The 22,001-nt window shown below is 72.7% G+C and carries 16 protein-coding genes and 1 pseudogene; 10 read left to right on the top strand and 7 right to left on the bottom strand.

All coding sequences use genetic code 11. The annotated features are described in order from the left end of the window. The first annotated feature begins 17 nt into the window (after positions 1 to 17). The 3 genes from O7626_RS35495 to O7626_RS35485 all read left to right on the top strand — a co-directional run bounded on the left by O7626_RS35495 (position 18) and on the right by O7626_RS35485 (position 3,436). Positions 18 to 359, top strand: a complete 342-nt coding sequence (locus O7626_RS35495; RefSeq protein ID WP_278065339.1) for a DUF952 domain-containing protein — start codon at positions 18 to 20, stop codon at positions 357 to 359. Between the two features lie 211 nt (positions 360 to 570). Next, on the top strand, positions 571 to 1,467 hold the full coding sequence (locus tag O7626_RS35490) for an acetyltransferase (RefSeq protein WP_278065338.1): 897 nt from the start codon (positions 571 to 573) through the stop codon (positions 1,465 to 1,467). A gap of 124 nt (positions 1,468 to 1,591) precedes the next feature. Then, positions 1,592 to 3,436 (top strand): heavy metal translocating P-type ATPase, encoded by a 1,845-nt coding sequence (locus tag O7626_RS35485; RefSeq protein ID WP_278066463.1) that lies wholly within the window; start codon positions 1,592 to 1,594, stop codon positions 3,434 to 3,436. Here O7626_RS35485 and fdhF read toward each other — a convergent pair. From fdhF to O7626_RS35460, 5 genes are all read right to left on the bottom strand, one after another. After that, positions 3,408 to 6,125 (bottom strand): formate dehydrogenase subunit alpha, encoded by a 2,718-nt coding sequence (fdhF, locus tag O7626_RS35480; RefSeq protein WP_278065337.1) that lies wholly within the window; start codon positions 6,123 to 6,125, stop codon positions 3,408 to 3,410. The genes O7626_RS35485 and fdhF overlap by 29 nt on opposite strands. Beyond that, the gene (locus tag O7626_RS35475) at positions 6,122 to 7,894 is read right to left on the bottom strand and encodes an NAD(P)H-dependent oxidoreductase subunit E (protein WP_278065336.1); all 1,773 of its coding nucleotides are present in this window, start codon (positions 7,892 to 7,894) and stop codon (positions 6,122 to 6,124) included. Before O7626_RS35475 ends, fdhF begins: the two co-directional genes overlap by 4 nt. A 232-nt stretch (positions 7,895 to 8,126) precedes the next feature. Beyond that, complete coding sequence (locus tag O7626_RS35470; RefSeq protein ID WP_278065335.1) at positions 8,127 to 8,654, bottom strand: hypothetical protein; 528 nt, start codon at positions 8,652 to 8,654, stop codon at positions 8,127 to 8,129. Then, on the bottom strand, positions 8,651 to 10,375 hold the full coding sequence (locus O7626_RS35465) for a PHP domain-containing protein (RefSeq protein WP_278065334.1): 1,725 nt from the start codon (positions 10,373 to 10,375) through the stop codon (positions 8,651 to 8,653). Before O7626_RS35465 ends, O7626_RS35470 begins: the two co-directional genes overlap by 4 nt. Positions 10,376 to 10,652: 277 nt before the next feature. After that, positions 10,653 to 12,191 (bottom strand): non-reducing end alpha-L-arabinofuranosidase family hydrolase, encoded by a 1,539-nt coding sequence (locus O7626_RS35460; protein WP_278065333.1) that lies wholly within the window; start codon positions 12,189 to 12,191, stop codon positions 10,653 to 10,655. A gap of 322 nt (positions 12,192 to 12,513) precedes the next feature. On the opposite strand from O7626_RS35460, the pseudogene O7626_RS41640 reads away from it, so the two are divergent. From O7626_RS41640 to O7626_RS35445, 4 genes and pseudogenes are all read left to right on the top strand, one after another. After that, positions 12,514 to 12,684: pseudogene (locus tag O7626_RS41640) on the top strand (helix-turn-helix domain-containing protein); the annotation flags it as partial. Between the two features lie 78 nt (positions 12,685 to 12,762). Continuing rightward, complete coding sequence (locus tag O7626_RS41635) at positions 12,763 to 13,188, top strand: hypothetical protein (RefSeq protein WP_347404880.1); 426 nt, start codon at positions 12,763 to 12,765, stop codon at positions 13,186 to 13,188. A 106-nt stretch (positions 13,189 to 13,294) separates the two neighbouring features. Beyond that, the gene (locus tag O7626_RS35450; RefSeq protein WP_278065331.1) at positions 13,295 to 14,209 is read left to right on the top strand and encodes an ABC transporter ATP-binding protein; all 915 of its coding nucleotides are present in this window, start codon (positions 13,295 to 13,297) and stop codon (positions 14,207 to 14,209) included. After that, on the top strand, positions 14,209 to 15,858 hold the full coding sequence (locus O7626_RS35445; RefSeq protein WP_278065330.1) for an ABC transporter permease: 1,650 nt from the start codon (positions 14,209 to 14,211) through the stop codon (positions 15,856 to 15,858). Before O7626_RS35450 ends, O7626_RS35445 begins: the two co-directional genes overlap by 1 nt. Positions 15,859 to 16,113: 255 nt before the next feature. Here O7626_RS35445 and O7626_RS35440 read toward each other — a convergent pair whose 3' ends face one another. Continuing rightward, on the bottom strand, positions 16,114 to 17,406 hold the full coding sequence (locus O7626_RS35440; RefSeq protein WP_278066462.1) for a cation:proton antiporter: 1,293 nt from the start codon (positions 17,404 to 17,406) through the stop codon (positions 16,114 to 16,116). 279 nt (positions 17,407 to 17,685) lie between these two features. Here O7626_RS35440 and O7626_RS35435 point away from each other — a divergent pair, with 279 nt between their 5' ends. Beyond that, on the top strand, positions 17,686 to 18,531 hold the full coding sequence (locus tag O7626_RS35435) for an MOSC N-terminal beta barrel domain-containing protein (protein ID WP_278065329.1): 846 nt from the start codon (positions 17,686 to 17,688) through the stop codon (positions 18,529 to 18,531). A gap of 137 nt (positions 18,532 to 18,668) precedes the next feature. On the opposite strand, the gene O7626_RS35430 is transcribed toward O7626_RS35435, so the two are convergent. Beyond that, the gene (locus tag O7626_RS35430; RefSeq protein WP_278065328.1) at positions 18,669 to 20,483 is read right to left on the bottom strand and encodes a carbohydrate-binding domain-containing protein; all 1,815 of its coding nucleotides are present in this window, start codon (positions 20,481 to 20,483) and stop codon (positions 18,669 to 18,671) included. A gap of 253 nt (positions 20,484 to 20,736) precedes the next feature. Between O7626_RS35430 and O7626_RS35425 the strand changes: the two genes are divergently transcribed. Continuing rightward, a complete protein-coding gene (locus O7626_RS35425) occupies positions 20,737 to 21,204 on the top strand; it encodes a TOBE domain-containing protein (RefSeq protein ID WP_278065327.1) in 468 nt (155 codons plus the stop codon). Positions 21,205 to 21,260: 56 nt separating this feature from the next. Continuing rightward, positions 21,261 to 21,998: a molybdate ABC transporter substrate-binding protein gene (modA, locus tag O7626_RS35420; RefSeq protein ID WP_278066461.1), complete on the top strand. Its 738-nt coding sequence runs from the start codon at positions 21,261 to 21,263 to the stop codon at positions 21,996 to 21,998. Positions 21,999 to 22,001: the final 3 nt, after the last annotated feature.

The following is a 22,001-nucleotide window of genomic DNA, read 5'->3' as shown; positions in this document are numbered from 1 at the left end:
CCGGTACAGTCACCGAAGTGATCTTTCACATCGCCGAGGAGGCGGACTGGGCGGCGGCACAGGTCGCCGGGGACTACCGGATCTCCACCCGGGGCCGGAGCCTTGCCGACGAGGGGTTCATCCACGCCTCCCGCCGCGGTCAGGTGCTCGGGGTGGCCGAGGCGGCGTACTCCGACGCCGGCCCGCTGCTGTTGCTCCGCATCGACCCCGACCGACTCTCCAGCCCGGTGCGCGACGACGAGGTCGCGCCGGAAATCGTCTTCCCGCACATCTACGGCCCGCTCAACCTGGACGCGGTGGTGGAGGTGGCACCCCTGGCCCGGACCGCCGACGGTCGATTCGTGCTGCCGCCCGGCTGACCCGGCTCACCACCCTCGGCCATCGCCAGCAGTCCGAACACCGGGAACCGGGAGTTTAATTCCGTTGCGGCTGGCAGGAGCCGCCGCCTAGGTTCCCGGTACGCCGACGAGCCGGAAGGAGGTCAGAACGTGTCCGATGTTCTGCGCCCCCTCCGCGCCCCGGCGTCCACGCGGATCTGACCCGGGGCGCCCAGCTCTGGAGGATCGCCCCATGACCGATCTGGTCGTCCGCCCGCTCGTCGCGGGCGAGGAAAGTCTGTTCGACTCGATGCCCGATCCGCTGCCCCAACCGCGCCAGTTCGGCTACGCCGAAGGGCTGGCCGGCGGCGGCTACCGTCCCGAGCACACCTGGGTCGCCCTGAGCGGCGGCCGGATGGTCGGCCGGGCCGCCTGGTGCCTGCCGCCCGGTGCCGTCGGTGAGCCGTGGCTCGAACGGTTCGACCTGGCCGCCGAACCGGAGGTGGGCGCCACGCTGCTGCGCGCCGCGCACCGGGCGTTCGGCGGTCCCCGGACCTACTACGCCGCCCTGCCGGCACACTGGCGCCGCCGGCCGGAGGTGCTGGCCGTCGCCGAGGCGCCGATGGCGGCGGCCCGGCTCGCCGGGCTGGTCGAGCGGGGAGAGCGGCTGCGCTGCTCGTGGACGGGTACCCCACTCCCGACGCCGTCCGGGCGGTACACCTTCCGGCCCGCGGCCGGAGCGGCGGAGGTCGACGCGCTGGTGGCCCGGGTCGCGGATCCGGAGGTGCTGACCGGCAGGGAGGTCGCCCACGCGGTCCACGGAGTCGACCTGGCCACCGACCCGCTGGCCTGGCTGGGCAGCTCGGCGCAAGCCTGGCGGATCGCGCTGCGGGCCGGGGAGCCGGTCGGGCTGGTCGGCACGGCCGGCGACGCCTGCTATCCGCTGATCGCCTATCTCGGCCTGCTCGACGAGGCCGCCCTGGGCGAGCTGCTGGCCGAGGCGGTGCGGGTACTGGCCGACGGCGGCGCGCACGAGGTGGTCGCGGACGTGGACGCACATCGGGTACGCGTAGTGGCCGAACTGGAGCGGACAGGTTTCCGGCAACTGCGCTCCCGGGTGGTGTTCGTACCGGAGCGGTGCGGCACCTGATCGGCTGATCGGCCCGCCCGGAACGCTCCCGGTTGAGAGGCTGGACCTGTCGACCGGGGGTGAGCACGTGGGTCGGGCGGGTGGCGGGGCGCCGGCAGGTCCTACCCGACGGTGGCGGGAGTTCGTGCCGCCGTCGGCGTTGACGGCGGTGGTGCTGGCGGGAGTCGCCCTGTGGTTCGCCGGCCAGCGGCTGGCGGCGGACGCCTGCTGGGCGGCGGCCGCGGCGGCGACGCTTCTGGTGACGCTGCGCTGGCTGGTGCGGGCGTTGCGGCAGCACCGGATCGGCGTGGACGTGATCGCGACCCTGGCGATGCTCAGCGCACTGCTGGCCCGGGAGTACCTGGCCGGGGCGGTGGTGGCGCTGATGCTGGCCACCGGGCACACGCTGGAGACGTACGCGCAGGGCCGGGCGAAACGGGACCTGCACGCGCTGCTGGCCCGGGCGCCACGGACGGCCCGCCGTCGCACGTCCGGCGGGGACGTCCAGGTCGTCGACGCCGACCAGGTACGCGTCGGTGACCGGCTGCTGGTGGGTCCCGGCGACGTGGTGGCGGTCGACGGCTTCGCCGAGGAACCCGCGACCCTCGACGAGTCGGTGGTGACCGGCGAGTCCCGGCCGGTGCAGCGGCGGGCCGGGGAGAGACTCGCCAGCGGAGTGGTGAACGCGGGTACGGCGTTCGGGCTGCGCGCCGCCGCGACGGCGGGGGAGAGCACCTACGCCGGGATCGTCCGGCTGGCGGAGGCGGCGAACGCGGGAAAGGCGCCGATGGTGCGGCTCGCCGACCGGTACGCGGCCGCGTTCGTGCCGTTCACCCTGGCCCTCGCCGCCCTCGCCTGGGGCCTGTCCGGAGAGTTCGTCCGTGCGGTGGCGGTGCTGGTGGTGGCGACACCGTGCCCGCTGCTGCTGGCGACCCCGATCGCGATCGTCGCCGGGCTGTCCCGGGCGGCGCGGCGCGGCGTACTGGTCCGGGACGGCGGGTCGCTGGAGTCGCTCGGCCGGGCCCGCACCCTGCTGGTGGACAAGACCGGCACGTTGACGACCGGCCGGCCCCAGGTGGCCGGGGTGCTGACCGGGGCGGGTGGGGACGCCGACGAGTTGCTACGGCTGGCCGCCTCCGTCGAGCAGCTGTCGCCGCACGTGCTGGCCCCGGCGGTGGTACGGGCGGCCAGGGAGCGGGGCCTGCGGCTGGTCGTCCCGGAGCAGGTGACGGAGGAGGCCGGACAGGGCGTGTCCGGTCGGGTCGAGGGCCGGCTGGTACGGGTCGGCCAGCACGGCGCCGACCTGCCGGACTGGGCCGTACGCGCACGGCAGCGCGCCGAGTCCGACGGCCGGTCGACGGTGTGGGTGAACGTGGCGGGAGTACTCGCCGGAGCGGTGCTGCTGCACGACCCGGTCCGCCCGGACGCCGCCGAGACGGTACGGCGGTTGCGGGATTCCGGATTCTCCCGGGTGGTCATGTTGACGGGTGATCGGCCGGAGGTCGCCGCGCGGGTCGCCGGGGCGGTCGGGGTGGACGACGTGGTGGCCCGCTGCCCCCCGCCGGAGAAGGTCGCCCGGGTGCGGGCCGAGTCCGAACGGGCCGTGACGGTGATGGTCGGGGACGGGATCAACGACGCACCGGCGCTGGCGGCGGCCGGTGTCGGGGTGGCGTTGGGCGCCACCGGCGCGACCGCGTCGGCGGACGTCGCCGACGCGGTGCTGTCGGTCGACCGGCTGGACCGGCTCGCCGACGCGGTGGAGATCGCCAGGCGGTCCCGGACGATCGCGGTGCAGAGCGCCGTCGCCGGGATGGGCATGGCGGCGCTCGCCATGGTCGCCGCCGCGTTCGGACTGCTGCCGCCGGTCGCCGGCGCGTTCCTCCAGGAGGGCATCGACGTGGCCGTGATCCTCAACTCGCTGCGCGCTCTCGGGTCCGGGGAGCTGCCCCGGGTGCGGGGAGTCATCCCGGGTGCAGGGCGACGGCGGTGACCTTGTATTCCGGGCAGCCGGTGCTGGCGTCGGCGCAGTCCGAGGTGAGCGCGTTCGTCGCCCGGTCCGGGAAGGCGAAGGTGGTGAAGACCTGCCCCGGTGCGACGGTGTCGGTGACCCTCACCGGGAAGGTCACCCGGGCTCGCCGGCTGGCCACCTCGACCAGGTCGCCGTCGGCGAGCCCGAGCCGGGTCGCGTCGTCCGGGTGCAGGTCGAGCACCTCCCGGGGGGAGAGTTCCAGATTCGGGGTACGCCTGGTCATCGAGCCGCTGTTGTAGTGCGGCAGCCGGCGGCCGGTGACGAGTACGAACGGGAACGCCGGGTCGGGTTCCTCACCCGGCGGCAGGTACGGGCGGGCGGCCAGCGCGGCCCGGCCGTCCGGGGTGGCGAACCCGTCGAGGTAGAGCCGCGCCTCCCCGGGCCGGTCCGGGGCCCGGCACGGCCAGTGCAGCGGCCCCTCCCGGTCCAGCCTGCCGTGTGAGATCCCGGCGAAGGTCGGGGTCAGGCTGGCACACTCGGCCAGCGCGTCGGCCGGGGTCGGGCAGCCGAGGTCGATGCCCATCGCGGCGCCGAGCAGGTGCAGGATCTCGAAGTCGCTCCGCGCCTCGCCGGGCGGCGGCAGCGCCGGATGGACCCGCTGGACCCGACGTTCGAAGTTGACGAAGGTGCCGTCCTTCTCCAGGAAGGAGAGGGCGGGGAGGACGACGTCGGCCTGCTCGGCGGTACGGGACAGGAAGAGGTCGTGGCAGACGACCAGGTCGCAGGCGGCGAGCGCGGCCTGGACGCGGCGGCTGTCCGGGTCGGTCTGGGCGATGTCCTCGCCGATCACGTAGAGGGCCCGCAGCCGGCCGGTGGTGGCGGCGTCGAACATCTCCAGGATCCGCAGTCCGGGCCGGTCGGGCAGTTCGGCACCCCAGGCCCGGGAGAACCGGGCCCGCACCCGCGGGTCGGCGACGGGCTGGTAGCCGGGCAGCAGGTCGGGCAGCGCACCCATGTCGGAGGCGCCCTGGACGTTGTTCTGCCCGCGCAGGGTGAGCACCCCGCAGCCGTCGGGCGTGCCGACCGCGCCCTTCAGGATCGCCAGGTTGGCCAGGGTACGCACCCCGTCGGTGCCGTGCGCGTGCTCGGTGATTCCGAGGCCGTAGACGATCGCCGGCCGCCGGGCGGTGCCGTACAACCGGGCGGCCTCGGCCAGGGTCCCCGGGTCGACGTCGGCCAGCCCGGCGGCCCGGTCGAGCGGATAGTCGCGGAGCAGCTCGGCGAGCCGGTCGAAGCCGCTGGCCCGGTCGCGGACGAAGCTCCGGTCGACGTGTCCGCCGTCCAGCAGCGCCCGGGCGATCCCGTTGAAGACGGCCACGTTCGAGCCGGGCCGGGCCGGCACGTGCACGTCGGCGAAGCCGACCAGGTCGATCCGGCGCGGGTCGACGACGACCAGCCGGGCGCCGTCCAGGACCCGCTGTTTGATCCGGGCGCCGACCACCGGGTGCGCCTCGGTCGGGTTGGCCCCGGCGACCAGGATGCAGTCGGCCCGGTCGAGGTCGTCGAAGGGGTTGGTGCCACCGGCCATCCCGAACGAGGCGGTCAGGCCGGCCGCCGACGGCGAGTGGCAGAGCCGGGAGCAGTTGTCGACGTTGTTGCTGCGCAGCACGGTCCGGGCGAACTTCTGCGCGAGGTAGTTCTCCTCGTTCGTCGCCCGTGCCGAGGAGATCAGCCCGATCGCCTCGCCGCCGTACCGGTCCCGGACGGCGGTCAGCTTCGCGGCCACCACACCGAGGGCCTCCGCCCAGCTGGCCGGGCGCAGCGGTGACCCGCGCCCCGCCTCGCGGACCAGCGGGGTGTCGAGCCGGTCGGCGGCCCGGGTGTAGGCGTGCGCGAACCGGCCCTTGACGCAGGCGTGCCCCCGGTTGACCGGGGCACCGTGCACCGGGGTGATCGCGGCGACCCGCTGCTCGGCGTCAGGCCCGCCGGATCGCCCCGGACCGCCGCGCAGGTGCACCCGCAGTGAGCAGCCGACGCCGCAGTAACCGCAGGTCGTGGTGGTGTTGTGGTCGATCGGTGCCGGGTCGAGCAGCCCCGGCTCGGCCAGCGCGCCGGTCGGGCAGGTGTCCACGCAGCCGCCGCAGGCCACACAGGGCGAGGAGAGCCACTGCTGACCGGTGCCGGCCACCACGACCGTGTCGAAACCGCGCCCGGCCAGCGAGAGCGCGAAGCTGCCCTGCACCTCGGCGCAGATCCGCACGCACCGGCCGCAGGCGATGCAGAGGTCGCGGTCGAGTTTCACGTACGGGTGCGAGTGGTCGACGCCCCGGTCGTGGCCGGCACCCTGGAACTGGCTGACGGTGACCCCGAAGTGCTGGCAGGCGCGGACCAGCTCGCTGCGCTCGGCCGGGATCCGGAACGCCCGCTCCGGCTGCTCGGAGACCAGCAGCTCCAGCGCCAGCCGGGCCGCGCCGGCCGCCCGCGGGTCGTCGGTGCGGACCGCCATGCCCTCCCGGGCCGGCGTGGTGCAGGAGGTGACCGGGCGACCGCCGTGCACGCTGACCAGGCAGATCCGGCAGGAGCCCTGCGGGGACAACCGCTCGTCGAAGCAGAGTCCGGGCAGGCCCGTCCCGGCGGCCCTCGCGGCGGCCAGCACGCTGCTTCCCTCGGCCACCTCGACGGGTACGTCGTCGACAGTCAACCGGATCACGGCGACGACCCGGCGAACTCGTCCGCGTACGCCCGGGTGACGCTGCGTACCGCACACGCCACGCCACGGCCGAACGCGCAGAGGCTGGCGGTGTCGAGTACCTCCAGCAGCGGCTCCTGCCGCGCCAGCAAGTCCGCCGTCCCGATCGGCTCCGCCGTCCCGACCGGTTCTGCTGTCCCGGCCGGTTCTGCCGTCCCGGCCGGTTCTGTGAGACGGTTGGCGAGTTCCAGCCCTCGGCGGGTGCCGACCCGGCACGGGGTGCAGGCGCCGCAGCTCTCCGCCGCACCGAACGCCCACTCGTGCCGCAGGACCGCCGCCGCCGGCACCGTCGTGTCGAAGGCGATCAGGCTGGCGTGCCCCAGCGGCACCCCGGCCCCGGCCAGCGGCCCGGTCAGCAGCGGCAGGTCGAGCTGCTCCGGGGTAAGGAACCCGCCCAGCGGGCCGCCCACCTGCACCGCCCGCAGGGTGTGCCCCGGACGCAGCCCCCCGCCGACCTCCTGCACCAGATACCGCAGCGGCACGCCGTACCCGACCTCGTAGACCCCCGGTCGGCGGAACAGCTGGCTGAGGCAGACCAGTTTGGTCCCCGGTTCGTCGGGGTGACCGAGCCGGGCGTACGCGGCCCCGCCGTGCCGTACCACCCAGGGCACGGCGGCCAGTGTCTCCACGTTGTTCAGTACCGTCGGCCGGGCGAGGAATCCCCTGCTCGTCGGGTACGGGGGCCTCGGGCGGGCCTCGCCACGCAACCCGGAGACGGCGTGCATCAGCGCGGTCTCCTCCCCGGCGACGTACGACCCGGCACCCTCGACGACCCGCACGTCGAAGTCGTGGTCCGAGCCGTGTACGCCCCGGCCCAGATGCCCGGCCGCCCGTGCCCGCCGCACCGCCGCCCGCATCGCGGCGACCGCCTCGGGGTACTCGGAACGGACCAGCACCAGACCGTGCCGCGCGCCGACGGCGAAGGCCGCCAACGCCAGCCCTTCCAGGACGCGGTGCGGGTCCCGCTCCATCAGCAATCGGTCGCAGTACGAGCCGGGGTCGCCCTCGTCGCCGTTCGCGACCACGTAGCGGGGTCCGCTCTCCCCGGCGGCCATCGACCACTTCCGCGCGGTCGGGAAGCCGGCGCCGCCCCGCCCGCGCAGCCCGGACGCGGCGATCTCCCGGTTCACCCGCTCCGGCGTGCCGCCGGCCACCACATCCGGCCAGACCTGCCACTCGCCCTCGACCCCGAGCAGCCCGGCCAGCACGACGGGCGGGTCCACCAGGCTCTGGTAAGGGATCGGCGGCGGGGGCCGGACGGCCGAATCGGTGGAGCTGTCGCCGGGTTGTCGGGCGAGCAGGCCGCCGAGGTCCCGGCCGGTGCCGGGCCGGTCGCCGTCGAGTACCGCCGGTGAGTCGTAGCAGTACCCCAGGCAGCGCACCGCCTGCAAGGACACCGATCCGTCCGGCGCAGACGTCCCCCGGGGTACGCCGAGGACCCGTTCCAGCTCCCGGACGTGCTCCCCGCCGGTACTGGCGAAGCAGGAGGCGCCTTCGCAGACCCGTACGTGCCGGCGGCCACGGCAGCCTTCGGCGAAGTCGGCGTAGAAGGTGGCCGCCCCGGTCACCGCCGCCACCGGCAACCGGAGTTCGTCCGCGACCCGGGTCAGGTCGTCCGGGCCGATGCCGCCGCGCTCGGACTGGATCTCGCGCAGCCGTTCCAGCACCGCCGTCCCCGGCCGGCCCAGCCGAGCCTGTAGGCGGACGAAGACCTCCCTCGGCTCGGTCACCTCTCCCGCCTCCCGCGTCACCTCGACCGGACTCCCGGGTCGTCCCGGCCGGACTCCCGGGTCGGCCCGGCCCCGTCCGGACGGTACGTCCACGGGCCCGACCTGGCCGGGCGACCAGCGGCAATGCACCCGAAGGAAGGGGTTCCTCCCCCACGCCCGGGCACTCGACGATGTCGCCGTCGTCGCCGGGGCCTTCCGGGCCACCGGGAACAGCCAGGGCCGGGTGTGGCCTCTAGTGGTCGGCGCAGCAGGGGGTCGGCTCCGGCACCTCGAAGGGCGCCAGCCGACCCCCGGCGACCGGCATGGTGACAAGCGTCAGCAGCCCGTCGCGCCAGTGCGGCCGGACGAAGTCCCGGGTCTCGACAGGTGTCTCCGGGTCGACCGGCAGCCCGCCGAGCTGCACCACCCGCTCGACGGCGCTGACCGCCAGCAGCTCGGCGACGCTGAGCGTGCCGACCAGTCGCGGTACGCCGGGAAAGAACACCGCCCGGCCGGACCGCCGGGCGGTGTGCTCGGCGGCGGCGTGCCCGGCGGCGGCCCGGTGTCCGGGGTCGGTGCCCGGCAGGCCAGCCGGGAGGTCGGTGTCGGCGGCCAGGCTGATCGCGACGTGCGGGTACGGCACCCGCACCAGGTGTGTGCAGGCGACGAGGCCGGGCAGGCCGAGCGGCTGCACGTGTCCGCGCAGCCAGTGCTCGGCCTCCCGGTCCGTGCGGTGCCCCAGGCTGAACCCGTGCACCGGCCCGGCGGCGGTGGTGGTCAACTCGGCAGCACCCAGATCGGGTTGGCGTAGAACCACAGGTCCTGCCACGGGTCGGCGGCGCCGGCCACGTCCAGCGCCGGACCGACCGGGTCGACGCCGGCACCCATCAGACCGGGCTGGCTGCGCTTGCCGTCGGTGCCCCGCACCCGCAGGTAGAACGGTTCGGTGACCCGGCCGAACGAGTAGCGCAGCGAGACCCGGCCAGTGCGCCCGTCGACCTCGAAGGACTTGACGACCCGGGTGTCCGGCGCGGTGAAGGTGTCCTGGTCGGAGACCGGGCCGGTCACCCTGCCGGCGATCAGGTCGACCCGGGCCAGTACCGGCACGAACTGGGACCAGTTCGGGGTGTCGGCCAGGTCGACGTCGATGGTCACCTCGACCGCCGTTCCCCGCTTGACCCGCAGCACCCCGCCGAGCGTCGTACCGGAGTTCTTCCGGCGGTCGCCCGCGACCCGGGCCCGCACGTCGAGCCCCTTGAGCAGGCCACCGTGGTCCACCCAGACCCGCCCGGCGCGCAGCCCGTCCATCACCGCCTTGTAGCGGAAGGAGCTGGCACCGACGTGGGTACGGCTGTACTGGCCCGGCCAGTAGTCACCGGCTTCGGTCAGCAGCGGCCCGTACACCGGGTCGGCGTACCTGCCGTCGCGGTCGAAGTTGCCGTCCGGCCCCCGCTGCGAGGTGTCGAGGTAGTTGACGTGCGAGTCCGAGTTGGCGCTGATCCACCACGCCTTCCCCTCGGCGAGCAGGCTGTCCCAGAGCCCGCCGACGGTGGCGGTCATCCAGTCGTAGCCGCCCCAGGTCCGGTAGCTCTCCGGCGGGTAGCCGGCGAACGAGTCCGCCGACGGGCTGTTGTCGTAGTAGCCGCGGTTGCGTCCCGCGCTCGCCCGGGGCAGTCCGGCCGCCTGGTGGCCGGGGGCGCCCTCCATGCCGATCGCCACGGTCGGGTCGGCGTCCCGCCAGGCCCGGATCTCGTGCGGCGAGTCGATGCCCCGCCGTGCCGGATGGTTGGCCAGGAAGAGCGCACCGTCGACGCGGCGGCGGCGTACCTGCTCGCCGAGGAACTTGATGCCGGCGATGGCGAGCGCCTCGTTCGCCGGGGACGAGGCGCCGGCACCCTTGACCGAACCGTCGAACGCGTCCTCGAACTCCTTGAGTACCGCGACCTCGTTCCGTCCGGGGTGGACGAAGACCGTGGCGTGCTCGGCGGCCGGGATGTTCCACTCCAGGCCCTGGAAGACGAGGAGGTCCCTGAGCTTCTCCCGGGTGGCGACGATGTCCGGGTTCACCTTCGCCACGCCGATCTTGGCGTGCGTGACGCTGCCGTGGTCGGTGACGACCATCCAGTCCAGTCCGTACGCGTGCGCGTGCCGGGCCTGGTCGATCACCCGGTACTGGGCGTCCGAGCTGTACTGCGTGTGGATGTGGTGGTCACCGGCCAGCCAGGTGAACTCGCCCGTCACGTTCCCCTGGTGCTGCGGGTCGTGGTCGTCCCCGTGCTCGTCGTCGTGGCGGTGCGCGTGCGCCGGCGTGCCGCCGAGGACGCTCGCCGCGGCGGCGGCGCCGGCACCGAGCAGCCCCGCGCGGCGCAGGAAGCCACGACGGGAGACGTCCGCCGGCGACAGCTCGCTGTCGGGTACGGCGGTGTCGAGTGCCGGCGGCAGGTCGGCGCCGGCCGCATGCTCCCGGTCATGGTGCTGGTGGTGCGGGTGGCCGTGGCCCATCTGCTGCTCCCTTTGCAGGTCAGAACGTCGAGGTCAACCTCGTGCCGCACCGGGAACAGCAGATGTCGCCCCGACATCGCGGATGCGAACATGCGATTGCCAGCATGTGTGCCAACGACCTGTTTCGATCCAGTCGATACGTGGGGCGCCGGGTTCGTCACCGCAAGCCACGCCCCGTACCTGACAGGGCGGGCTCGGCTGGTGCCGAGCCCGCCCTGTTCGTCCCGGGCCCGTCGGGCGGGTCGTGGGTCAGACGGTCAGATGGTTGGTTGGTTGGTCAGCGTTGCAGGGTGAGGAGTCCGGGGCGGTAGGGCAGCAGGCCGTAGTCGCCGCCGGAGTTGGGGGAGCGGCCCTGGTAGAGGAGTTGGAGGTTGCAGGGGTCGACGGTCATGGTCTGGTCGGCGTTGGTCCGGATCAGCTCGCCGTGGCTGATGTCGTTGGTCCAGGTGGCGCCGCTGTTGGCCTTGCCGGCGAAGGGGTTGCTCTCGCTGGTGGCGTTCGGGGTCCAGGAGCCGCCGAGGCTGGTCGCGGTGAAGGAGCGGAAGTAGCGACCCTGCGAGCCGATCGCCTCGACGATCATGAGGTACCGCTGCTGGCCCTGGAGTTTGTAGACCTGGACGGCCTCGAAGAGGTTGTTCGTGCTGTCGGTCATGATCGTGGTGTAGTTGGAGCCGAAGCTGCCGGGGAAGTTCCCGATCGGCATGCTGGAGCGGTAGATACGGCCGTTGTCCCCGGCGAAGAACAGGTACATGTTCTGGTCGTCGCCGATGAGGGCCTGGTCGATCGGCCCGGTCCCGGAGTTGGAGATACTCGCCGTCGACAGGGTCTGTTGGGCCGACCAGCCGTTGGCGTTGGTCGGGTTGCTGGAGGTGCGGTAGGAGAACGCGGTCCCGCCCCACTGGTAGGCGAGCACCCAGATGTTGCGCGGGGCGAAGTAGAACAGCGACGGTGCGACGGTTCCGGACGACATCGCGTTCTGGCTGGCCGAGCCCATCTGGTTCCAGTTGGAGAACAGGCCGAAGTTCATCGACCCCCACGAGGTCCCGGTGTCGTGCGTGGTGGCGTAGACGAGGTGCTGACCGTTGTAGGGGGCGTAGGTGAAGTCCTTCAACGACACCCAACCCGACCTCGGCTGCGCCAGGGCACCGGTCGACGACCACCGGTACGACGACGGCAGGTTGCACGTACCGGTCGGCGGCGGGGTCGTGGTCGGCGGCGTGGTGGGGGTTCCGCCACCGTCGACCCGGACGAGCTGCCACTGCTGGTTGGCGCCGTTCCAGTCGTCGTACTGCACGACGTTGCCACCATCGGCGGTCGAGGCGCCCTGCACCTCCACCACCTTGTTGCTGTTCCGGTTGACCAGCCGCACGTAGCCGCCGTCGGAGTCGGCCAGCCGGAACTGCTGGTTGGTCCCGTTGCCGTCGGCCCACTGCACGATGTTCGCGCCGTTCGCCGTCGAGAAGTTGTAGACGTCCAGCACCTTGCCCGACAGCCGCGACTTCACCCGGTAGTAACCACCACCGGAGTCCACGAACTGCCACTGCTGCTGGTTGCCGTTGTTCCTGGCCCACTGGGTGATCCGCGCACCGTCGTTGGTGGCCAGGTTGTAGACGTCCAACGCCTTGCCACTGTTCCGGTTGACCAGGACGTACCACGCGTTCGTGTCGACGGTCGCGGCCGCGGCGGGGGTCGACGCCACCACCGCGACGGCACCGCCGAGCAGCACCGTCGCCGCGCCGACGGCGACGACCCGTTTCAAGTACCCGCGTCGCCGCAGTGGCGGCGCGGTCGATGGAGACCCACCGAAGGCAGACATGATCCTCCTCAAGACCAGAAGCCGAACGGCCGGACCGCCACCTGCCGAGGACGCGGCGGTGACGGATCGACCGCGACGCATGGCGAGAACCTGCGTCGCTAGTGTGAGCGTTAACAAGGTGTCCCGATTGCCCTCGCCATAACGCCTGAGCGAAGGCCCGACGACGCAGGCTCGCCCGGTGAGCCGACACATCGCCGTCCTTGAACATCGACTGTGAGCGATAACATGACGTTCGTCAAGTCGTGCTGCTCCGGGTTCACGGGCGTCCGGGCTTGCGGTCGATTGAACGAGTGTTTAACGTAGTGCTGTGGCATCGGCCGACATGGTTTCCGGTGCGCGGGACGGCGACCTCGCCACCGCGGACCGGATCCGCGACGCCGCCGTCGAGCGGTTCGGCCAGGACGGCTTCCAGGTCGGACTGCGGGCCATCGCCGCGGACGCGGGCGTCACCGCCGGCCTGGTCGTGCACCACTTCGGTTCGAAGGACGGCCTGCGTCGCGCCTGTGACGAGCAGGTGCTGGCAGTCGTGCGGGAGCAGAAGACGAAGACGCTTACCGACGGCACCGCGTCGATGTTCCTGGCCCAGCTGGCCGAGGTCGAACGGTTCGCGCCGGTGGTGCGCTATCTGCTGCGCAGTCTCCAGGCCGGCGGCGAGCTGGCGGCCACCCTGCTCGAGCAGATGATCGCCGACGCCGGGGAGTACCTGGCCGCCGGAGAGGCGGCCGGGGTGGTCCGACCCAGCCGTGACCGGGCCGCCCGGGCCCGATACCTGGCCTACCAGGCGACGGGTGGCGCGTTGCTGTGGTTCACCACCCACGGCGCGACGGCCGGGCCCGAGTCGTTCCGCACGCTGTTCCGGCACTACGTGCAGGAGATCACGCTGCCCGCCCTGGAGCTCTTCGCCCAGGGACTGCTCGTCGACCGGTCGATGCTCGACGACTACCTGATGTACGTCCCGGATCCGCCGGAGAGAGCCGCGGCCGACGCCGCCCGCTAGTCACCACACACACCCCGCCAGGGGTGCTCTCTCTCGCACCTTCCGACGACACGTTGCCCAGGGCCGCTCCGACTTCCCTGGCCTGCCTGGAACGGGACGTACCGCCATGACTGTTGCCATCGACATCCACCATCTCGAAAAGTCCTTCGGCCGGGTGAAGGCGCTGGACGGGCTCGACCTGTCGGTCGAGACCGGCCAGGTGCACGGCTTCCTCGGCCCGAACGGCGCCGGAAAGTCCACCACCATCCGGATCCTGCTCGGACTGCTGCGCGCGGACGCCGGACAGGCCCGCATGCTCGGTCACGACCCGTGGAAGGACGCGGTACCGCTGCACCGCCGGCTGGCCTACGTACCCGGCGACGTCGAGCTGTGGCCCAACCTCACCGGCGGCGAGGCGATCGACCTGTTCGCCCGGCTGCGCGGCGGCACCGACCCGGTCCGCCGCGACGAACTGTGCCAACGGTTCGACCTGGACCCGAGCCGGAAGGGCCGGACCTACTCCAAGGGCAACCGGCAGAAGGTCGCGCTGATCGCGGCGCTGGCCGGCGACGTCGAGCTGCTCCTGCTCGACGAGCCGACCGCCGGACTGGACCCGCTGATGGAAGCCGTGTTCCAGGAGTGCATCCGCGAGGCCAAGGCCAGCGGCCGCACCGTCCTGCTGTCCAGCCACATCCTCGCCCAGGTCGAGGTCCTCGCCGACCAGATCTCGATCATCCGACAGGGCCGGATCGTCGAAACCGGCTCGCTGGCCGAGCTGCGACACCTGACCCGTACCTCGGTCGAGGCGACCGTCGACCGGCCGGCCGACGCGCTCGCCGGGCTGACCGGCGTACACCGGTTGCGGGTCGAGGACGGTCACGTCCACTTCGAGGTCGACGCCGAGCACCTTCCGACCGTGGTACGGCAGTTGGGCGAGTTGGGTGTGCACGGGTTGACCGCCCGGCCGCCGACCCTGGAGCAGTTGCTGCTGCGCCACTACGACGACCGGCTCGGCCACGACCGCGAGCCGGAGGTGGCGTGATGACCACCAGGACCGTCGACCACCCCGCCGCCGCACCCGGGACGGTGTTCACCGGGACCGGCACCCTGCTGCGGTTCATGCTGCGACGCGACCGGATCCGGTTCCCCGGATGGGTCCTCGGACTGACCCTGATGATGGTCTACTACTCGGCCGCTCTGAAGAGCGTCAGCCAGAGCCCGGAGGACCTGGAAGGGCTGACCGCGTTCTCCGACAGTCCGGTGGGCGCGCTGTTCGGCGGGCCCGGTTTCGGGTACGACGAGCTGAGCATCGAACGGTTCCTCGCCGGCCAGTACGGGCTCTACCTGCTGCTCGGCGCCGGGCTGATGGGGCTGCTCACCGTCGTGCGGCACACCCGGGCCGAGGAGCGCACCGGCCGGGCCGAGCTGGTCCGCGCCAACGTGGTCGGCCGGCACGCCCAACTCACCGCCGCACTGCTGCTCACCGCCCTGATGGGCGGGCTCGTCGCGCTGCTGGTCGGCGCGGTGATGACCGGCAACGGGTACGACGCCGGCGGCTCGCTGCTGTTCGGCTTCTCCGTCGGCACTGTGGCGCTGGCCTTCGCCGGCATCGCCACGGTCACCGCCCAACTGTCGGAGTACCCCCGGGCGTCCGCCGGCCTGGCCGGTGCCGTTCTCGGCGCCGCCTTCCTGCTGCGCGGCCTCGGCGACATGGCGGCGGTCCAGGGCAGCGGCCCGGCCTGGCTGTCCTGGCTGTCACCGCTCGGCTGGTCCCAGCAGACCGCACCGTACGTCCACGACCGCTGGTGGCCGCTGGCGATCTCGCTGGCGTTCACGGCGGTCACCGCCACCGTCGGGTACACGCTGTCGACACGTCGCGACTTCGGTGCGGGCCTGATCCCGCCCCGCCCGGGTTCGCCCCGCGCCGCCGGCTGGCTGGCCGGCCCGCTCGCGCTCGCCTTCCGGTTGCAGCGGGCCAGCCTGACCGGCTGGAGCGCCGCCCTGCTCGTCAGCGGCCTCGCCTACGGATCGTTCACCCAGCCGATGCTCGACGGCTTCGCGAACGCGCCCGAGGACCTGGTGGCGGTGATGGGCGGCTCCGAGGACCTGCTGGCGGGCTTCCTCGGCCTGATGGGGCTGACCATGGCCTTCACCGTCACGATCTTCGCCGTACTCGCCGTGCACGCGTTGCGCGCCGAGGAGACCGACGGCCGCGCCGAGCCGGTACTCGCCACGGCTGTCGGCCGCCGCGCCTGGATCGGCAGCCACCTCGCCGTCACCGCCGCCGGCGTACCGTGGCTGCTGCTCGTCGCGGGCGCCGGGATGGGGGTCGGCGCGGCGGTGAGCACCGGTGACGCCGGACTCGTCGGCGGCCTCGTGCTCGGCCACCTGGCCCACACTCCGGCGGTCTGGCTCGTCCTCGCCGCCGCCGCGACGCTGTACGCGGCCGTACCACGGGCACTGCCGGCGATCTGGACAGTCCTCGGCTACGCCCTGCTCGTCGGGTTCTTCGCCCCGATCCTCGACATCCCCGCCGGTGCCGTACGCCTGTCGCCGTTCGAGCACATCGGGGAGTACCCGCTCGACGGGGTCAGCGTCGCCGCCGTACTCGTGCTGACCGCGCTCGCTGCCGCGGTGACCCAGGCCGCGGTGGCTGCCTTCCGCAGACGCGACCTGTCCAGCACGGCCTGACCGGCAGATCGAGGTCCCGGCGGGCCCGAGCGTCGCCTCGGGCAGCGGAGTGGAGATTTCGCGAAGGCGGCGGGTGCCGATCCGCCGCCTTCGCCGCCGCCCTTCCGTGCGGCATGCCGGCCGGCGGCCGAGGCCACACCGTGGTTCCGGCCGTCGGTCCGGCGCCCGGCGGACGGTCCACCGCCCGGCGAACGACGAGGCGTTCCCGGTCGGGCGGTCGACCGCCCGACTGGCCGGCCAGTCCACCGAGGCCGGTCAGTCGCCCGGCGGTCGGTCGTTCCCCGGCGGCCGGTCAGTCGCCCGGCGGGTTCGGCTCCTGCTCGGTGGTTGGGAGCGCCTGCGGATCAGCCGGCGGCCCCGCGTCTCCAGGCGTTGCTGCCAGGCCGGCAGCAGATCCGGGTCGAAGCCCCGCGCGACGATCACGTCGGTCGAGGAGTGCAGGAGGATGCTCAGCACGATGGTGAGGGCGACCAGCGCGAACGTCTGCTCGGCTCCGGCGATCCCGGAGGCCAGCAGGAGCAGGCCGTAGACGACCGAGGCGAAACCCTTCGGTCCGAACCACATGGCGGCCAGTTGCTCGCGGAGGTCGAGTCTCGCGCCGAGGAACGAGATCCACAGCGCCACCGGGCGGGCCACGACCAGGGCCAGGATCGCGAACAGCCAGCCGGTCCAGGAGACGTCGGCGAAGAACGCCGGCGACAGCAGCGCGCCGAACACCAGCAGCGCGGCGAGTTTGAGGATCTCGGCCACCAGTTCACCGAAGTGCTCGAACGCCTCCCGCTGCTGGCGACCGACCGTGGCGACGGTGATGCCGGCGGCGAACGCGGCGAGGAACAGGTTGGCGTGGCTGGCCTTGCCCAGGGCGAGGACGAGCAGGCCGATCGCGACGGCGTTGAGCGGCAGGTACTGCGGGGAGACGGCGAACCAGCGGGTCTGTTCCAGCCGGATCGCGATCCACGGCACCGCGATCCCGATGACGATGCCCAGCAGCAGCTCGGTGCCGAGCATCGGCAGGTGCAGGTCGTCCTCGTGCGCGGCGACGGCGAGCAGCACCACCACGAACGGCAGGGCCAGCCCGTCGTTGACCCCGGACTCGACGTTGAGCAGATGCCGGAGCCGGCCGGGGACCCGCTCGTTCCCGACCAGCGCGGCGGCGAAGACCGGGTCGGTCGGGGCGAGGATCGCACCGACCAGCAGGGACTCGACCCAGTTCAGGCCGGCGACGTAGTGGGCGAGGGCGGCGGTGACCAGCAGGGTGAGCGGCAGCCCCCAGCCCAGAGCGCGCCCGGGAAGCCGCCACGCCGCGCGCAGGTCGGCCCAGCCGACCCGCATCCCGTCGGTGAACAGCACCGCGAAGAGGGCCAGCTCCGCCAGCGTCGCCACCTCCGGCGACCGGGCTGTCACGTGGACGAGACCGAAGACGCCGTCCCCGACGAGGAAGCCCGCGACCAGGAACAGGACCGCCGTGGACAGCACCGTACGGTGCGCGAGCGCGGACAGCAGTACCGCCAGCAGCAGCACAACGGCGAAGATCAACAGCAGCGACATCCGGGGTTCCCGTCCGATGGGCATGGCGATCATGTCGCCGACCAGACTTCCCGGCACACCGAGGGAACAACCTACCGGTCGGCCGTCTCGATAACGACACCCAGCCCGCCCCCCGCCCTGCGGCGGGAAGGCGACACCGCTCCCGTCCCCGCGGTGACCTGTCGCCGGTACGTGGCCGGGCACGGTGCGGAGGAGTACGCGCGGCGCCGACCGCCGCACCCGGGCGCTGGCCGGAAAGCGGTTACCCCGCTGTAGGCCACGTCGTGCCATCCTGACCCGATGCGAGTGGTCTCGATTCACACGTACCCGGTGAAGGGTTGTCGCCGGATGGACCACGACTCGGCCCGGGTCGAGCCGTGGGGCCTGGACGGCGACCGGCGCTGGCTGATCGTGGACGAACACGGACTCGGCCTGTCCCAGCACCAGCACCGGGAACTGGTGACGATGCGCGCCGTGTCCCGGCCCGGCGGGCTGACCCTGGAGGCGCCGGGGTTGGCCCCGCTCGACCTGGCCGAACCGACCGACGGCGAGGCGAGCCAGGTCCTGGTGTACCGGGGGCGGTACCCCGCACAGGTACGCGCCGCCGGCCCCGAGGCCGACGAGTGGCTGGGTCGGCTGTTGGGACGCGCCGTTCGGCTGGTCTGGCTCGGTGACCCCGCCGGCAACCTCGTGCCCTGGGAGGTTCCGGCCGGCTCCGGCGCCGAGGTGAGTTTCGCCGACGGAACCCCGCTGCTGCTGGCCAACACCGCGTCGCTGGACGCGTTCAACGACTGGCTGCTCGAGTCGGACAGCCCCGAGGGACCGCTGCCGATGACCCGGTTCCGCCCCAATGTGGTGATCAGTGGTGCCGCGCCGTGGGCGGAGGCCGAGTGGGTCGGCCGGCGGATCAGGATCGGCGGGGCCGAGTTCCACGGCGCCGCCGAGTGTCCCCGCTGCGTGGTCGCGACGATCGACCAGGAGACCGGGGAGCGGGGCCGGGAGCCGCTACGGACGCTCGCCGCGCGGCGGAACGTCGACCAGAAGCTCCTCTTCGGTCTCCAGCTGACCGTGCGGGCCGACCCGGGCGGGGCGACCCGCGACGGTCGTACGGTGAGCGTCGGCGACGCCGTGGAAGTGCTGGCCTGACGTCGCGGCGGGCATCCGCACCGGAACACGGAGCCCGGCACCGGGTCGTGCCGGGCTCCGCCGGTCGAGCGGCGGTCGCCGATGGAGGATTGGCGCCGTCGGGACCGCCGACGCTGGCGAACGCCGCCGCTACCCGGTCAGGTCGCGGTGCAGGTCACCGCCGGGGCGGTGTTGCTGCCGTTCCAGGTGCCGATGAATCCGAAGGTTGTGCTGGCCCCGGCGCCGAGTGCGCCGTTGAAGGCGACGTTCGTCGCCGTTACCACCGAGCCGCTGGCGCTGATGGTCGCGTTCCAGGACTGGCTGATCGTCTGGCCGTTGCCGAAGGTCCAGGTGACCCGCCAACCCCGGATCGCGGACGAGCCGGCGGTCACCCGTACGTCGCCCTGGAAGCCGCCCTGCCACTGGCTCGTGACGGCGTAGCTGGCCGTGCAACCGCCGGTGCCCGGCGGCGGGGTGGTCGGGTTCGGCGGCGTGGGCGGGGTGGTCGGCGGGTTGGTCGGCGGCGGGGTGGTCGGCGGCGGCCAACCGGGGCCGCCGGGCGGCCAGCCGACCAGGCCGCCACGGTACTGCCCGGCGGTGACGGTCATCAGCCGGCTGGCTCCCGCGATGCTGCCGCCGGTGGTGGCCATGCCGCCGACGGTGGTGCCGGAGAGGCTGCCGCCCAGGTAGACGTCGTAGGTCTGCCCGTTCTGGATCTGGTTGGAGGAGAAGACCACCTCCCGGAAACTCTTGGGGGCACGGTAGGAGACGATCACCTGGCCGCCGGAGACCAGGTGGAGCAGGGCGCCGGCCGGCTGGCTGCTGGACAGCTGCGGGGCGGCCCAGCCCTGGCCCGAGGTCGGCGGCACGCTCAGCACCGCCATCGAGGTCGATCCGGCCCCGAGCACGGTACCGCCGTTGAAGTAGACCGGGCCGTTCGAGTCGATCGCGCCCTCGCCGGGGCTGCCGGTGCTCGGCCCGCTGACCACGACCGTGCCGGCGGTGATGGTCACCGAGCCGTTGGAGTCGATGCCGTCGATCGTGGAGTTGACCAGGGTCGTCCCGCCGGTGATCCGGACGAAGGCGTTCGGCGCCACGTCGAAGTCGCCGTACCCTTCCTCGGTGGCGTTGAGCGCGTCGTCCCGGGCGGTGACGTTGACGTTGCCACCGCTGATGGTGATCTGCCGGCTCTCGACGGCCTCGAAGGCGTTGGTGACGGTGACGTTGCCACCGGAGATGGCGACGGTGTTCTCGCCCTTGATGGCGTCGTCACCCGCGCTGACCCGCACGGTGCCGTTCGAGATGGCGAGCCGGCCCCGGTCCGCCTCGGTGTCGTCGGACTTGATGCCGTCGCCGCCGGCGGTGACGTCGAGGGTTCCCCCGGTGATGTCGAGGAAGTCCTTGCCCCGGATGCCGTCGTCGACCGCGTTCACGGTGATCGTGCCCGACTCGATGACCAGTCCGTCCTTGCTGGTGATCCCGTCGTACGCGTTGCCCCGGACGTTCAGCGCCCCGGTGCCGGTGATCCGCAGGTCGGCACTGCTGAACAGGGCGGCGTTCGGCTCGTCGGTGTTCGGGTCCGGATAGACGTACGTGGTCGCGTCGGTGAGCCGGCTGGTGGTGCCGGCGGCGAGCGTGATCACGACCTGGTCGGCGTCGGCGACCTGCAACGGTGCGTTGCTGGAGTTGGTGATGGTGGCGCCGTTGAGGATCAGCTCGACGGTGCCCGAGGCGGAGGTGTCGACGTTCAGGTAACCGTCGTTGAGGGTGCCGGTGACCTCGTAGGTGCCCGGTGCGGTGATCGTCACGGCCCGACCGGCGATCACGACGTCGGCGCTGGGGCTGGTGGCGCTGGCGCCGGTCAGCGTGATCGGGACGGTCGCCGCAGCGATGGCCGGTGCCTTCATCGGGCCGGCGACCAGTGCGATCGCGAGCCCGACGGCGACGACGGCTCTCGGTGGGATGCGTTTCATGGCTCTGTCCTGACTCGGGTGCGGATGGGACCGGACGCCTGGGCGAACACATCGACAACTATAAATGAAGTCGGGTGGATTTCGAGGCCGCGTCGTCATCGCGGGCGAGCCATCGGAGGCATGGCCCCGCCCAACCTCGAACCGCAACCGATCCGTCACCGTGCAACTGCGACCCCCACAAGGGAACGGCTATCGCGGATACGGCAGATTTGGCCGATGGACCGGGGCAGTTGCGGTCGGCTAGGTTGACGGCGTGACGGTGTTCCGGATGGGTGAGGCGGCCGAGTTGCTCGGCGTCAGCGTGGACACGGTGCGGCGGTGGATCGACGCCGGACGGCTGCCGGCGAGTCGGGACGAGCACGGCCACCGGATGATCGACGGGGTGGACCTCGCCGGGTTCGTGCGCGCGCAGGCCACTGGTCCCGACGGCCGTACCGACGGGTCGTCGGCGCGTAACCGGCTGCGCGGCATCGTCACCGCCGTGGTCAAGGACGCGGTGATGGCGCAGGTGGACATCCAGGCCGGCCCGTTCCGGCTGGTCTCGCTGCTGAGTCGCGAGGCGGCCGACGATCTCGGTCTCGAGGTCGGTTCGGTGGCGGTGGCAGTGATCAAGTCGACCACGGTCGTCGTGGAACGGCCCACGACACCTGCGGTCAGCAGGGGAACATCCACGGCAGGTAGCGGGACACCCGCGGTCAGCAGCGGAAGGACCGGCTCGTGAGAGGACGACGGTTCCGCACCGCCCTGGCCGGCCTCACCGCTTCGGCGTTGGTCGCACTGGCCGGCTGCGGCGGCGGGGACGGTTCCGCCGGCCCGCGACCGTCCGGCGGCGCCGCGCTGACCGGCAACGTCACGGTCTTCGCCGCCGCGTCGCTCACCGAGTCGTTCACCCGGATCGGCAAGGACTTCGAGGCGGCGAACCCCGGGGTACGGGTGACGTTCAGCTTCGCCGGCAGTTCCGCGCTGGCCACCCAGATCAACGAGGGCGCGCCGGCCGACGTGTTCGCCTCCGCCGCCCCGGCGAACATGAAGGTCGTCACCGATGCCGGCAACGGCGACGGCACACCGACGACTTTCGTACGCAACCAGCTCGTCATCGTGGTGCCGAAGGGCAACCCGGACGGGGTGACCGGGCTGACCGAACTGACCGGACCCGACGCCAAGGTGGCGCTCTGCGCCGAGCAGGTGCCCTGCGGGGCGGCCGCGAAGAAGGCCCTCGACACCGCGGGCGTGAAACTCACCCCGGTCACCCTGGAGCAGGACGTCAAGGCCGCCCTGTCGAAGGTGAAACTGGGCGAGGTCGACGCCGCGCTGGTCTACCGCACCGACGCGAAGGCCACTACCGCCGACGTCGACGGGATCGAGTTCCCCGAGTCGGCCGCAGCGGTGAACGACTACCCGATCGTCGTGGTCAGGAACGCTCCCAACAGGACCGCCGCCCAGGCGTTCGTCAGCCACGTACTCTCCGACGCCGGCAGGACCGTCCTCACCGCTGCCGGGTTCCAGGCCCCGTAGCCG

It is taken from the genome of Micromonospora sp. WMMD1102, assembly GCF_029626265.1.
In the GTDB taxonomy this organism is placed as follows: domain Bacteria; phylum Actinomycetota; class Actinomycetes; order Mycobacteriales; family Micromonosporaceae; genus Plantactinospora.
Note: the sequence above shows the minus strand (reverse complement) of the source record. Positions and strands in the feature narration are given on the sequence as shown.

Excerpts from the sequence above, each read along its gene's own strand:
- O7626_RS35490 (WP_278065338.1), top strand. The coding sequence starts at position 571 with ATGACCGATCTGGTCGTCCGCCCGCTCGTCGCGGGCGAGGAAAGTCTG.
- O7626_RS35465 (WP_278065334.1), bottom strand. The coding sequence starts at position 10,375 with ATGGGCCACGGCCACCCGCACCACCAGCACCATGACCGGGAGCATGCG.
- O7626_RS35460 (WP_278065333.1), bottom strand. The coding sequence starts at position 12,191 with ATGTCTGCCTTCGGTGGGTCTCCATCGACCGCGCCGCCACTGCGGCGA.
- O7626_RS41635 (WP_347404880.1), top strand. The coding sequence starts at position 12,763 with ATGTTCCTGGCCCAGCTGGCCGAGGTCGAACGGTTCGCGCCGGTGGTG.
- O7626_RS35450 (WP_278065331.1), top strand. The coding sequence starts at position 13,295 with ATGACTGTTGCCATCGACATCCACCATCTCGAAAAGTCCTTCGGCCGG.
- O7626_RS35445 (WP_278065330.1), top strand. The coding sequence starts at position 14,209 with ATGACCACCAGGACCGTCGACCACCCCGCCGCCGCACCCGGGACGGTG.
- O7626_RS35440 (WP_278066462.1), bottom strand. The coding sequence starts at position 17,406 with ATGTCGCTGCTGTTGATCTTCGCCGTTGTGCTGCTGCTGGCGGTACTG.
- O7626_RS35435 (WP_278065329.1), top strand. The coding sequence starts at position 17,686 with ATGCGAGTGGTCTCGATTCACACGTACCCGGTGAAGGGTTGTCGCCGG.
- O7626_RS35430 (WP_278065328.1), bottom strand. The coding sequence starts at position 20,483 with ATGAAACGCATCCCACCGAGAGCCGTCGTCGCCGTCGGGCTCGCGATC.